Consider the following 13,119-nt stretch of genomic DNA (forward strand, 5'->3'; position numbering starts at 1 on the left):
TCCGGCGGTCGCGTCAAGGGGCGCCGCGTGGTGCGCAGTCGACCACACCCGCCGGTCAGGATCTCTCGTGCTCGTAGTCGCGCAATTCCGGGGAAGTGCGACGCTCCCTGCGCACCTCCCCGGGACTGCGCGACCTCAGCTCGTCGCGCAGGCGAGCAGCGCCTCCCGCACGTGCCCGCCGTTCGCGGCCAGCATGTCGGCCGCCGTCGCCGCCTCCACCCCGCACAGCAGGTGCACCAGCGCGACCTTCAGATCACCGTTCGCCTCCGCGAGGGCTTCGGCGGCCTCCCGCTCGTTCGCGCCCGTCGCCTCGCTGAGGATCCGCAGCGTGCGGCCACGCAGCTTCGCGTTGGTCGCGCGCAGGCTGACCATCAGGTTCGAATACGTCCGGCCGAGCTTGATCATCGTGGCCGTGGAGAACGCGGTCAGCAGGATCTTCTGCGCCGACCCCGCCTTCATCCGCGTCGACCCCGCGATCACCTCCGGGCCGGTGTCCACCGAGATGAACACGTCGACCCCGGCCGGCCTGCCCGCCCGCGCGTTGCCCGAAACCAGACCGGTCGCCGCGCCGAGCCGCGCGGCCGCCTGCAGCGCGCCGATCACGAACGGGGTGCGGCCGGACGCGGTCAGGCCCAGCACGAAGTCGCCGGCCCGCACCGAAGCCGAGATCTCCGCCGCGCCCGCCGCGGCGTCGTCTTCGGCGTTCTCGACCGCTTCGCGCAGCGCCCGATCGCCGCCCGCGTGGTGCGCGACGAACCAGTCGGACGGCACGTTGAACGTCGGCACGAGCTCGGCCGCGTCCAGCGTCGCCAGCCGGCCGGACGTGCCGGCGCCGACGTAGTGCACACGATGGCCGGTGCGCAGCGCCTCCACCGCATGATCGACCGCGTCCGCCAGCTCGGGCAGGACCTTGGCGACCGCATCGGGGACCAGGCGATCCTCGTCGTTGATCATGGTCAGGATGCCGAGGGTCGACATCCGGTCGATCTCGGTGGTGCGGGGGTTGCGCTGCTCGGTCGGGGAATCGACGTGGACCACCTGACTCGGCACCGTCATCATGCGTCTCACCGTTTCCTTCGTGCTCACTTTCCGGTTTCCCGCGGACGCCTCCGGCCGTCCGGTCGCACGCCGAGGCGGTGACCGCCGACGGCGTCGCGAGTGGCTTCCAGCGCGGCGGACGCGGTCTCCATGTGGCGCTGCGCGACCCCGATGAACAGGCAGTCGATGACCGTGAGCTGGGCGATCCGGCTCGCGGTCGCGCCCGAGCGGAACGTCGTCTCGCGGGCGGCCGTGGTCAGGACGTAGTCGGCGACCTCGGTGATCGGCGAGCGCGGGAAGTTGGTCAGCGCCACGGTGGTCGCCCCGTGCTCGCGGGCCACCCGCAGCGCCTCCACGGTGTCGGTGGTCGCGCCGGTGTGGGAGACGCCGATCGCGACGTCGCCTGCGCCCAGCACGGCGGCCGAGGTCAGCATGATGTGCGTGTCCGACCAGGCGAAACACACGCGGCCGATGCGGTGCAGCTTCTGCTGCAGGTCGGCGGCGACGAACGCGCTCGCGCCCACGCCGTAGACGTCGGTGCGCCCGGCGTTGGCGAGCAGTTCGATCACGCGCTGCAGGGTCGCGATGTCGAGCTGGTCGGCGGTCTCCTCGACGGCGCGCGCGTCGGCGAAGCTGACCTTGCCGACCACGGCGGCCAGGTCGTCGTCCACGGCGATCTCGCCGCCCAGATTCCGTGCCGACCGCGCTTCCGAACGGGCGGTGTCGGCGGCCAGCGCGATCCGCAGCTGCGGGTACCCGCCGACCCCAACGGCCTTGCAGAACCGGGTCACCGTGGTCTCGCTGGTGTTGGCCGCGAGAGCCACCTCGGTGATCGACCGGCGCGCTACTGCGGACGGGTCATCGAGGACGACTTTGGCTACGCGCTGTTCCGCCCTGGCCAGACCGGGCAGCAGCGACCGAATCCGAACCAGGGGACTGGTTTCGGACTCGCGCACGACCGAACCGATCTCGTTCGGTGCCTGTCCCGTCACGGAATCGGTATCCGTTTCCGTGGGAAACTTACTAACCGTAGGCATTTGAGACAAGGTTACCCACATCCTTAGGGATGATCGCAACTCGCCCGCCCCTGCACGGCCGAGCTGCGGTGACTCAGTTGCCCGGAAAGTCGCCAACTACGTCGTGGTTGTTAACGTCATCAAGTTAACGACTTGGCAACTTCCTATGGTTCCCGAAACAGCCGACGATCGTCGGTGGCTCCCGCTCGCGTCTCAGTGATAGGGACTTCCCCGCCACGATGGTATGACGCGACTCTGCGCACTTTAAGTACGAATGGAGCAGCCGTTCGGTAGCTGTCCGTGACGGACGCGAGTGTCCGAAATTCGTTGGCGCTGGTTGGTGGCACACCACCCGGATGCACGGTGAGTGTTCGCTCGCCGAAAGATCACCTGTCCGGCCGCGGGTAATTGTGCCTACAGCCGGTCCCGGTTCACCGCGCTCCGGCCAGCGAGCTCGCCCATTTCTCGCGGGCCGGGTTGATCGAACCCCAGTCGCGGGTCGGGTGAACGCGGTTGGTCAGCAGGATGGCGAAGGACCGGGACACCGGATCGACGACCAGCGACGTGCCGGTGAAGCCGGTGTGCCCCGCGGTGGTGGGCGCGGACAGCGCTCCCATGTAGAACTGCTGGTCCAGCTCGAACCCGAGGCCGTGCGCGTGACCGGGGAACGCCTGGTTGTAGTCGGTCAGCATGTCCCGGACCGTCTCCGGACGCAGGATGCGCGCGTCCCGGTAGGCGCCGCCGTTGAGGATCGTCTGCGCGAGCACCGCCAGGTCGGGCGCCGTGGAGAAGATCCCGGCGTGACCGGACACCCCGCCCAGCGCCCACGCGTTCTCGTCGTGGACCTGGCCGCGCACCATGCCGCGCGCCGGATCGGCTTGGAACTCGGTGGCCGCGATCCGGCCGAGCTTCTCCGCGGGCGGGTTGAACGCCGTGTCGGTCATCCCGAGCGGCTGGGTGATCCGCTCCCGCACGACTACGTCGAGCGGTTGCCCGGCGATCCGCTCGACGAGGAAGCCGAGGGTCATCAGGTTGATGTCCGAGTAGAGGTACGTCGTGCCCGGCTCGTTCACCAATGGACTGTCGAGCACCGCCTTCCGCCGGGACGGGATGTCCGGGTAGCCCTCCCACAGGGAGGGGCGCGGGTCGGCGGCCAGGCCCGAGGTGTGGGTGAGCAGCTGCCGTACGGTGACCGCCTGCTTCCCGTTCGCCGCGAACTCGGGCAGGTACTCGGCGACCGGCCGGTCCAGGGCGACCTTGCCGTCGTCGACGAGCTGCATCACCGCGAGGGACGTGAACACCTTGGTGATCGAGGCCAGGTCGAAGATCGTGTCGGCACGCACCGGCACCTGCTGGTCCGGCGGCAGCTCGGCGCCCGCGGCGTCGGCGTACCGGAGCGCCCCGCCGGTCGCGGTCTCCTCGACGATCACCCCGTCGTGCGCGAGGATCGCGGCCGCGCCGGAGAAGTGCGGGTGCCCGGAGGCCGGGTCCGGTTTGGCCCAGTCGGCCAGGAACTGCTCGGCGGCCAGCAGCGGCGCCGGATCGAGCCCCACCTCGCCGGGCGCGCCCGGGCGCAGCACCGTGTCGGCCGGTGCGAACTCGTAGTGCGGACGGTCGATCCGCCCGGTGTGGGCCTGTTCGGTGATGGTGGTACTCGCTCCGGGGACGGTGAGGGCGGAAACGGTCAGCACCGCCGCGACCAGTAGTTTGCCCGTTCGCACGCCGGCCTCACCAGTAGAGCAGGTGCGGCCGCCTGTGGGCGGTGAACTCGTCGAGCTCCGCCTGCCAGGACCCGACGATCTCGTCCACCCCCGCCCCGCGGTCGACCATCGTGCGCAACCGGTCCGAGCCGCTGAGCTTGTCGATGCCGTTGTCCGCGCGCCAGCCGAAGAGGTCCGGGTGCAGCTTCTTGGCCGTGACGAGCATGGCCACCGCCGTGCGGATGGCGTCGAACGAGGCCGGGTCGGTGACCGTGAGCTGCACCCCGCCGCAGGTCTGGTTGACGAACTTGCCGAACGTGGGCACGAAGTAGGTCTCCCGGAACCGCACGCCCGCGAGCCCCAGCGCGGTCAGCTCGTCCCGCCACCGCCAGTCGATGCCGGGCGCCCCGATGATCTCGAAGGGCCGCGTCGTGCCGCGTCCCTCGGAGAACACGGTGCCCTCGAACATCCCCGTGCCGGGGTAGACCAGCGCGGTGTCCGCCGTCGGCATGTTCGGGCTCGGTGGCGTCCAGGTCAGCCCGGTGCCCGCGAAGAACGTGTCCCTGCGCCACCCCTCGGTCTGCACCACCTGCAGATCCGCCAGCCGCACCCCCTCGGCAGGCAGCAGCTCCGCGGCGAAGTACTTCGCCAGCTCGCCGACGGTCATGCCGTGCTGCTGCACGATCGGCTTGAGCCCGACGCCGGAGGCGAACTCCGGGCGCAGCATCGGGCCGAAGGCCTTGCCGCCGATCGGGTTGGGCCGGTCCAGGACGACGAAGGCCGCGCCGGTGCGGCCGGCCGCGACCATCGCCGTGTACATCGACCAGATGTAGGTGTAGAAGCGGGCGCCGACATCGGCGATGTCGAACACCACCGTGTCCACGCCGGCCTTGGTGAACATCCCGGCCAGTTTCGCGGCGTCCGCGCCGTACGCGTCGTACACCGCGATGCCGGTGCGCGGGTCCGTGTAGTCGCCCTCCGAACCACCGGCCTGCGCGCTGCCCCGGAAACCGTGCTCCGGCCCGAAGGCGGCGACCGGCCGGACGCCGGCGGCGATCATCGAGTCGACGATGTGGTCGCCGTTCTCCAGCACGCCCGTCGGGTTCGACAGCACGCCCACCTTTCGGCCGGCGAGCGAGCGCCAGCCCTGCCGGGCGAGGATGTCGGCTCCGGTGACGACCGGCCCCCGCGACGCGGCCGGCAACACGCGTGCCGGTTCGGCCAGAGCGGAGCCGCCGGTCAGAAGGGGTGTCGCGAGGGCGCCGGTGACCAGGAACCCGCGCCGGTTGAAGCTCACCATGTCAGTCCTGTGCCGAAGGGATACCGGATCTGGCCGGCGTCGTCGCCTGCCGGGATGTCGACGGGCAGCTTGCCCTGCGGCGCAATCTCGCCCGTCAGCACCTTGGCCAGCGAAGCCATCGTCACATCCCGCCAGTCGTACGTCGCCACCCAGGTCGGTACGTCGGCGTAGCCCGGGTCGTACGGTTCCTGGACGCTCACTGCGACGACCGGTTTCCCGGTCGCGAGCAGTTCACGCACAAGATCACCCTGGGCGGTGTCGCTGCGCAGCCCGTTGGTCAGCACGACGACCGTGTCCGCTTCGCCGGCGGCCGCCACCGCTTCGGCGATCTTCGCGGCGGTCGGCTTGGCGCCGGTCGAGACGGCCGTGCCGCCGAGCCGCTCGGCCAGCGCCCGGACCGGCTCCGCCGGGTAGCCGGGGTAGTTCGGGTTGTTCCAGCCGGTCACCACGACCTTGCCCGGGTCGCGGCGGGGCAGCAGGCCGGCGTCGTTGCGGAGCACGGTGGTGGTGCGGTCGGTGATGGCCTGGATCTTGTCCCGGTTGGCCGCACTGCCGACGACCTGCTTCACCGCCCGCGGGTTGACCAGTGGGCTCGCCACGATGCCGCGCTTGTCCTTGAGCTTCAGGATCCGCAGGACGCTCTGGTCGATCCGCTCCTCGGTCAGCCTGCCGCTCTTGACCGCGTCCAGCACGCTGTTGATCGCGAGCCCCAGGTCCGGCGGCATCAGCATCTGGTCGACCCCGGCCTCCAGCGCCAGCACCGGGATCTCCGCGTCGGTGTGCAGCTCGCGCACGCCGGCCATCTGCAGCGAGTCGGTCGCGACCACCCCGTCGTAGCGCAGTTCGTCCCGGAGGATCCCGGTCATGATCGGCTTCGACAGCGTCGCGGGCTCACCCGACGGGTCGAGGCTGGGCACGGTGATGTGCGCGGACATGATCACGTCGGCGCCCGCGTCGATCGCCGCCCGGAACGGCGGCAGGTCGATTTGCCGCCACTGTTCCTCCGTGTGGTTGATGACCGGCAACCCGGTGTGGCTGTCGGTGGCGGCGTCCCCGTGGCCGGGGAAGTGCTTGGCCGCCGCGGAAACCGTCTCCGTCGCCGGCCCCGAGTTCTGGTAGCCGTCGACCTCGGCCGCGACCAGCTCACTGGCCAGCGCCGGATCGGCGGAGAAGGACCGGGAGCCGATGACCGGGTTGAGCGGGTTGGAGTTGACGTCCGCGTCGGGGGCGAAGTCCTGGTTGATGCCCATCGCCCGCAGCTCGTGGCCGTTCACCGTGGCCAGCGTCCGCGCGTCCGCGGCGCTGCGGCCCGCCCCGACGGCCATGCTGGACGGGAACTCCGTGGCCGGGGCCGCGATGCGCGTGACCCGGCCGCCCTCCTGGTCGATCGAAACGATCAGCGGCACCTTCGCGCCCGACGCCAGCGCGGCCTGCTGCAGCCCGTTCGAGAAACGCGCGACCTGCGCCGGGTCGTCCACGTTGTCGGTGCCGGAGTTGTTGAAGTAGATGACGCCGCCCGGGTGGTAGCGCTGGACGACCTCCGCGGCCGTGTCCACGCCGTACTTCTTCCGGTTGCCCTCGTCGGCCTGGCCGGCGGACTTGCCCCAGACGTCGGCGACGAAGAGCTGGCCGACCTTCTCCTCGAGCGACATCCGCCGCAGCGTCTGCTCGGCCCAGCCGTCCTGGCGTCCCGGTGCGGCGGAGGACGCGCCGACCGCGCTCACGCCGAGAACCCCCACGACGATCGCGGCAAGCACATGACTCCTCCGGCGCATCGCGAACCTCCCCTGTGGTGATCGCCGACGGACGAGCCGGCATTGGGGGAAGCTACTCAGTCGCTCCGGACGAGGTCAACGACCGCCTTACTTTCGGAGGAGTCCGAAAGTGTCTTTCAGGTTCTGTCACTCTCGCGGGCTAATCCGTTGGACATAAAAATGCGCGGGCGCCGCCGACGATGTGCCGGCGGCGCCCGCCCGCGCGGACTGCTCAGGTGACCAAGCTGCAACTCGTGTCGTACCTACGGGGACTCGGCGTCCGGCGTCCCGGTACGCAGTCCCTCGACGACAAGCCTCCCGCGGCGCGCTGCGCGTGGGTGCCTGGAGTCCGCGCACGGAGGTTGTCGGGGAGGAACGAGGCTCATCTTCGTCTCGTCCTGGGCCGAACAACGTCCGCACTTCACTTTGTACCCAGTGACCGCCGTCACTTCAAGGGGTCGGACGGGTGCACCGGTACAGACGCTCGATCCGGTGAGGCGGGCACCCTCAGCGACTAGACTTCTACGTTCCCCCACGGCGTTTGCGCGTCAGCCCGTACCAGGTCACGCCCGCCGCGGCGACCGCGCCGAGACCGAGTCCGACCGCCAGCGTCGCCGTCGACGGCGCCGGGAACCGGCTCCGCAACGAGACCGGTTTGGTGAACTCCAGCACCGGCCAGCCGCGGTCGAGCGCGGTCCGGCGAAGCAGGCGATCGGGGTTCACGGCGTGCGGCTTCCCGACCGTCTCCAGCAGCGGGACGTCGGTGCTGGAATCGGAATAGGCGTAGCACTCGGCCAGGTCGTAACCGTTCTCCGCGGCCAATTGTTTCGCCGCAACCGCTTTTTGTTCGCCGTAGCAGTAGAAAGCGATTTCCCCCGAATAGCGACCGTCCACGACGGCCATTCTCGTCGCGACGCTGCCCGTCGCGCCGAGCATCGCCGCGATCGGCGTCACGACCTCGTCGCCCGCCGCCGACAGCACGATCACGTCGTGGCCCTCCGCCTGGTGCCACGCGATCAGCTCGGCGGCCTCGGAGTAGACGAGCGGGTCGACGATGTCGTGCAGCGTCTCGTTGACGATCGCCCGCACCTGTGCGACGTCCCAGCCCGCGCACAACGCGGAGATCTCGGCGCGCATCCGCTCGGTCCGGTCGGCGTCCGCGCCGGACAGGGAGAAGACGAACTGCGCGTACGCGCTCTTCAGTGCCGCCCGCTTGCTGATCAGCCCCTCGCGCAGCAGCGGCTTGCTGAAGGCCAGTGCGCTGGAGGAGGCGATGATCGTCTTGTCCAGGTCGAAGAAGGCCGCGACACCGGTTCCGGTCGCGGCGCGCCGGTCGCCCGGCGGCGAGCTGGGAGGTTCTGCCACGGCTTCAGGATAGAAGTAGATCGTTCGCGGGGCGGTGAGGTGACCACGAACGGTGTCGCCCGGTCGGAAATTCGTTGCCCACGGTGGAAATCGATTGCCGGTGCCGTTACCGAATTGTGGGTGTCGCGGGCGGCGTTGCGGGCCGGTCGGCGGAGTTACAGTGGACCGCATCCGGTGTTCCCACCGGCGGTTCAGTCCAACCCCCCGGGGCTGAACCCTCGGCGACCCCCGCCCCTCCCCCCTGGCGGGGGTCGCCCCTTTTCTCCGCGCGCGGGCGCGGATCTTGCCACAGCGCACCGACGATCCCGCTCTGCCGAGCCGCCTCGGTCGCGAGTTGTCCACAGGACCCCAGTTGTCCACAGGTCCCGCCGGAGCTCCTTGTCGCGGCACGGCGCGAGCACGACGGTGGAGTCAGGTCAAACACCGATCACCACTGGGGGCCGTCATGGAACACGCTCGTCCGCTCGTCATCGCCCACGACGAGGTCATGCTCGACGAAATCCTGCGCGTCGCCGCGGCCGTGGGCTGCGAGACGCAGCGCGCGCCCGATCTGCTCGCCGCCCGGCCGCGGTGGCCGGACGCGCCGCTGGTGCTGGTCGACGAGCAGGCTGTCGACGGCGAGGTGGAGCTGCCGCGTCGGCCCGGCATCCTGCTGATCACCAAGGGCGCGCCGGATTCCCGGACATGGCGACGGGCTTTCCGCGCCGGTGTCGAAGCTGTCGTGTCGTTGCCGGAGGACGAATCGGCGCTGGCGTCGGCGCTGGCCGACGTCGTGGACGGGCCGGGGTTGCCGGGCGGGCGGATCATCGGCGTGCTGGGCGGTCGCGGTGGAGCCGGGGCGTCCGTCCTGGCGGCGGCCACCGCGCTGGTCGCGTGCCGCACCGACCCCGGCGGGCTGCTGGTGGACTGCGATCCGTTGTCCGGTGGGATCGACGCGCTGCTGGGAGCCGAGAACACGGAGGGGCTCCGCTGGCCCGAGCTGCGACCAGGAGCCGGCCGGTTGTCGATGCCCGCGCTGCTCGAATCGCTGCCCGAGTTCCGGTACCGCGGCCTGCGGCTGCCGTTCCTGTCCTGCCACCGCAATGGCGACGGGCCGACCGGGCAGGGCGTGGCGGCGGTGGTCGAGGCCGGTCGCCGGGCGGGCCGGACGGTGGTGTGCGATCTGCCGCGTCACCTCGACGGTCCTGGCCTCGCGGTGATCGCGCGTGCCGACCTCGTGATCGTGGTGATCCCGGCCGAGATGCGCGCCTGCCTGGCCGCCCGCCGGGTGGTCAAGCAGCTGGGTGACCAGGCCGGCCGGGTCCGGCTCGTCGTCCGCGGGCCTGCGCCGGGTGACCTCGAGCCGAGCGTCGCGGCCGGCGCGATCGGGCTGCCGCTGCTGACGTCGATGGCCGTCGAACGCCAGCTGGACCGGGAGATCGAGCGCGGCAACTTCCTCCCGCGGCCGCGCGGCGCGCTGATGGAGACCGCGCGCCTGATCGTGGAGCAGTCGCAGTCGAAGCAGGTGCTGGCGGCATGAACTCCGAACTGGTCGAGCGGGTCCGCCTCCGGCTGGCGGGCGCTGGCGCCGGGACGGACCCGGCGACGGTGGCGGACGCGGTGCGTGCCGAAGCCGGGCGTCCGGTCGGGCACACGGAGGCGCTCGACGCCCTTCGGCTCATCCGGCAGGAGCTGGCCGGTGCCGGTCCGCTGGAACCGTTGCTCGCCCTGCCCGGCGTCACCGACGTGCTGGTCACGGGCCCGGACGATGTGTGGGTCGACGGGGCCGGCGGGTTGCGCCGCGCCGATGCCCACTTCGAGGGCGAGGAGGGAGTGCGCCGTCTCGCCCAGCGGCTCGCGCTCGCCGCCGGACGGCGGCTCGACGACGCCCAGCCCTACGTCGATGGCTGGCTGCCCGGGCTCGGGCCGCACGGCCGCGTCCGGTTGCACGCAGTGCTGCCACCGATCGCCGCCGACGGAACCTGCATCTCGTTGCGGATCCTCCGTCCCGCCGTGCACGACCTCGCCGCGTTGCGTGAGCTGGGCACCTTCGGGGCCGAAGGCGCGGAGCTGGTGGAGTCGGTGGTCGCCGCCCGGCTGGCCTTCCTCGTCACCGGTGGCACCGGCGCGGGCAAGAGCACCCTGCTCGCCGCGATGCTCGGGGCGGTGTCCCCGGCTGAGCGGATCGTCTGTGTCGAGGACGCCGCCGAACTCCAGCCCGCGCACCCGCAGTTCGTGCGGTTGACCGCCCGGCCGCCCAACGTCGAGGGCGCGGGGGAGGTCGGCCTGCGGGACCTGGTGCGTCAGGCGCTGCGGATGCGACCCGACCGGCTCGTGGTCGGCGAAGTGCGCGGCCAGGAGGTGTGCGAGCTGCTCAACGCGTTGAACACCGGTCACGACGGGAGCGCGGGAACGTTGCACGCGAACTCGACGGCGGAGGTGCCGGCCCGGTTGGAAGCGCTTGCCGCGCTGGGCGGTCTGTCCCGCGGGGCCTTGCACAGCCAGCTCGCGGCCGCGGTGCAGGTCGTCCTCCACATGCGCCGGTCGTCGTCGGGGCAGCGGGAACTGGCGGAGGTCGGCGTGCTGAGCCGGAGCGACAACGGGGACGTCCGGGTGCTTCCGGTGTGGCAGGACGGTGGGTGGACGAAGCGGCAGGTCTTGTTCTCCGCGTTGCTGCCCCGGGGAGGCGAGTCGTGCTGACCCACTCGCTGGCCTGCGCGGCCGCGGCCGCCTTGTGCTGGCCGCCGGTGCGTGGCTCGGCGGCTCGGCTGGGCGCGCTCGCGCCGTCTCCGGCACGCCGCGGATTGCCGAAGGCGCGAAAGGCGGTCGCGCTCGGGCTGGTTCCGTTGCTGTTGGTTGTGCCACCGATGGTGTGGGCGGCAGGCGCGTTGCTCGGCTTGGCCGGCTGGCGCCAGTGGCACGCGCGTCGCCGGTCGAAGTCCGGGCTCGCGATGCGCCGGGCGATGGCCGAGGCGCTGCACGCGATGGTGGTGGACCTCCGGGCCGGCGCGACGCCCGCGCTGGCCGCCGAGTCCGCCGCGGCCGACGCTCCTCGCCCGGTCGCCGAGATCCTCGACGCGGTGGCCGGCGCCTGCCGCCTTGGCGGAAACCTCGCCGAAACACTGGCGACGGTCACCACGGCCGAACCACTGTCCGCGGCGCGGAGACGTCTGGTGCGAGCGTGGTCGCTCAGCCAACGGCACGGCCTCCCACTGGCCGACCTGCTCGACGCGGTTCGCCAGGACATCACCGCCGAGCTGCGGTTCACCAGCCAGTCGGAGGCAGCGATGTCCGGCCCCCGAGCGAGCGCGATGGTCCTCGCCGCCCTGCCGGTCTTCGGACTGCTGCTGGGCGAGGGCATGGGAGCCCACCCGACCCACATCCTGTTCGCCACCCCGAGCGGCAACGCCCTCCTCCTGCTCGGCACAGCGCTGATCATCACCGGCGGCGCATGGAGCGCCCACCTCACAAGACGAGGCACCCCGCGATGAGCAAGCCCACCCCAGCCCCCGCGGCCCACACCACCCCGACCCGAGCCAGTTCCCCCACTTCACCCCCGCCCTCCAACGCCTCCCACGTCCCCTGCTCGCCCTTCCCCGCGAGCGGCTACCTCTGCAGCCACAAAGGAGAAGCCCCGCGATGAGCACGCGCTGGTTGCTTCCGCCGCAACCCGGGAGCCCCACGGTGAGCACGCTTGTCCGCGTCCCGCTGCCGGCAGCCTTTCCACACCAAGCCAAATCTTTCCCGCGCTTCGGTTCGGCCCACTTGCTGCCGAGGCGGTCGCAGCAATTCCGCCCCGCCCCGAGCCAGTGCCGGTCCGACCCGGCGCGGTCTTGCCGCACCTGGCTACTTCCGCCGCAACCCGGGAGCCCCACGGTGAGCACGCCTACCCTCGTCCCGCTGCCGACAGCCTTTCCACCCCAACTCGAGCCAGTTGCCCGGTTTCGGTTCGCCCCACTTGCTGCCGAGGCGGTCGCAGCAATTCCACCCGGCCCCGATCCAGTGCCGATCCAATCCGGTGTGGTCCTGCCACATCTGGGTACTTCCGCCGCAAACCGGGGAGCCTCGCGATGAGCACGCTTACCCTCGTCCCACTGCCCGCAACCCTTCCAGCCCGACCTAACAACTCGTTTCATAATGAAGTCGGCAGCTTGCGGTAGCAGATGAGGACGCAGGCCAGGTGCATGAGGCCAAGGTGGATGTCGGCTCGGCGTTCCCAGCGGATCCGTAAACGCTTGAACTGGTGCAGCCAGGCGAACATCCGCTCAACTACCCATCTGATCTTGCCGAGACCGGAGCCGTGAGCGGTGTTCTTGCGAGCGATTCGCGGGACGATGCCCTTGTCTCGCAGGGTCTTGCGGTGATGGTCGTAGTCATAGCCGCGGTCGCCGTAGAGCCAGCGCGGGCGCTGACGAGGCCGGCCGCGTTTCCCGCGGATCACTGGAAGCGCCTCGACCAGCGGTATGAGCTGCGTGCTGTCGTGCCGGTTGCCACCAGTAACAGACACCACGAGCGGAATACCGTTGCCGTCGGTGATCACATGGTGCTTGGAACCGAGCCGAGCCCGATCGACGGGCGAGGGGCCCGTCGCTTCCCCCCTTTCAACGCCCGTACATGCGACCCATCCACCACCGCCACATCCAGATCGAGCCGATCCAGCGCTCGCAGCTGGTCAAGCAAGAGCTTGTGCACCGCGTCGAACACCCCGGCCTCGGTCCAGGCCCGCAACCGACGCCAACAGGTCACCCCGGAGCAGCCGAACACCTCACGCGGCAGCTCCCGCCACGAGATCCCGGTCTTGAGCACGAACACGATCCCCGCCAACGCCGCCCGGTCATCCACCGGCAACCGACCCGGATACCGACTCCGCCGCACAGGCCTCGGCGGCAGCAACGGCTCCACCCGCTGCCACAGACTGTCGGGAACCAACTTCTCAATCACCACATCAGCATGCCCACACTTGATCA

The 13,119-nt window shown here is 70.8% G+C and carries 9 protein-coding genes and 1 pseudogene; 3 read left to right on the forward strand and 7 right to left on the reverse strand.

Annotated features, from left to right (window positions below; translation table 11 throughout):
• Window positions 1-135: 135 nt before the first annotated feature.
• From AMYTH_RS0131485 to AMYTH_RS0131510, 6 genes and pseudogenes are all read right to left on the reverse strand, one after another.
• A complete protein-coding gene (locus AMYTH_RS0131485; protein ID WP_027933583.1) occupies window positions 136-1,059 on the reverse strand; it encodes an N-acetylmuramic acid 6-phosphate etherase in 924 nt (307 codons plus the stop codon).
• A 23-nt stretch (window positions 1,060-1,082) separates the two neighbouring features.
• A complete protein-coding gene (locus AMYTH_RS0131490) occupies window positions 1,083-2,075 on the reverse strand; it encodes a MurR/RpiR family transcriptional regulator (protein WP_027933584.1) in 993 nt (330 codons plus the stop codon).
• 416 nt (window positions 2,076-2,491) lie between these two features.
• Window positions 2,492-3,775, reverse strand: a pseudogene (locus tag AMYTH_RS0131495) (serine hydrolase domain-containing protein); the annotation flags it as partial.
• Between the two features lie 7 nt (window positions 3,776-3,782).
• Window positions 3,783-5,054, reverse strand: a complete 1,272-nt coding sequence (locus AMYTH_RS0131500; RefSeq protein WP_037322820.1) for an exo-beta-N-acetylmuramidase NamZ family protein — start codon at window positions 5,052-5,054, stop codon at window positions 3,783-3,785.
• On the reverse strand, window positions 5,048-6,811 hold the full coding sequence (locus tag AMYTH_RS0131505; protein WP_027933587.1) for a glycoside hydrolase family 3 protein: 1,764 nt from the start codon (window positions 6,809-6,811) through the stop codon (window positions 5,048-5,050). The genes AMYTH_RS0131500 and AMYTH_RS0131505 overlap by 7 nt, the downstream gene beginning before the upstream one ends.
• 519 nt (window positions 6,812-7,330) lie before the next feature.
• Window positions 7,331-8,173 (reverse strand): HAD family hydrolase, encoded by an 843-nt coding sequence (locus AMYTH_RS0131510; protein WP_027933588.1) that lies wholly within the window; start codon window positions 8,171-8,173, stop codon window positions 7,331-7,333.
• Window positions 8,174-8,618: 445 nt separating this feature from the next.
• Between AMYTH_RS0131510 and ssd the strand changes: the two genes are divergently transcribed.
• Genes ssd through AMYTH_RS0131525 form a run of 3 tightly spaced genes read left to right on the forward strand, consistent with a single transcriptional unit; the run spans window position 8,619 to window position 11,643 of the window.
• On the forward strand, window positions 8,619-9,692 hold the full coding sequence (gene ssd / locus AMYTH_RS0131515; RefSeq protein ID WP_027933589.1) for a septum site-determining protein Ssd: 1,074 nt from the start codon (window positions 8,619-8,621) through the stop codon (window positions 9,690-9,692).
• A complete protein-coding gene (locus AMYTH_RS0131520; RefSeq protein WP_027933590.1) occupies window positions 9,689-10,852 on the forward strand; it encodes a TadA family conjugal transfer-associated ATPase in 1,164 nt (387 codons plus the stop codon). Before ssd ends, AMYTH_RS0131520 begins: the two co-directional genes overlap by 4 nt.
• Window positions 10,846-11,643, forward strand: a complete 798-nt coding sequence (locus AMYTH_RS0131525) for a type II secretion system F family protein (RefSeq protein ID WP_027933591.1) — start codon at window positions 10,846-10,848, stop codon at window positions 11,641-11,643. Before AMYTH_RS0131520 ends, AMYTH_RS0131525 begins: the two co-directional genes overlap by 7 nt.
• Window positions 11,644-12,284: 641 nt before the next feature.
• Here the strand turns inward: AMYTH_RS0131525 and AMYTH_RS48190 are convergent.
• Window positions 12,285-13,093, reverse strand: a protein-coding gene (locus tag AMYTH_RS48190; protein WP_157360499.1) for an IS5 family transposase whose coding sequence is annotated in 2 segments (ribosomal slippage) — window positions 12,285-12,742 and window positions 12,742-13,093 — 810 coding nt in all. Because the reading frame shifts where the segments join, the coding sequence is not laid out codon by codon here.
• Window positions 13,094-13,119: the final 26 nt, after the last annotated feature.

Source organism: Amycolatopsis thermoflava N1165 (assembly GCF_000473265.1).
Lineage (GTDB): Bacteria > Actinomycetota > Actinomycetes > Mycobacteriales > Pseudonocardiaceae > Amycolatopsis_E > Amycolatopsis_E thermoflava.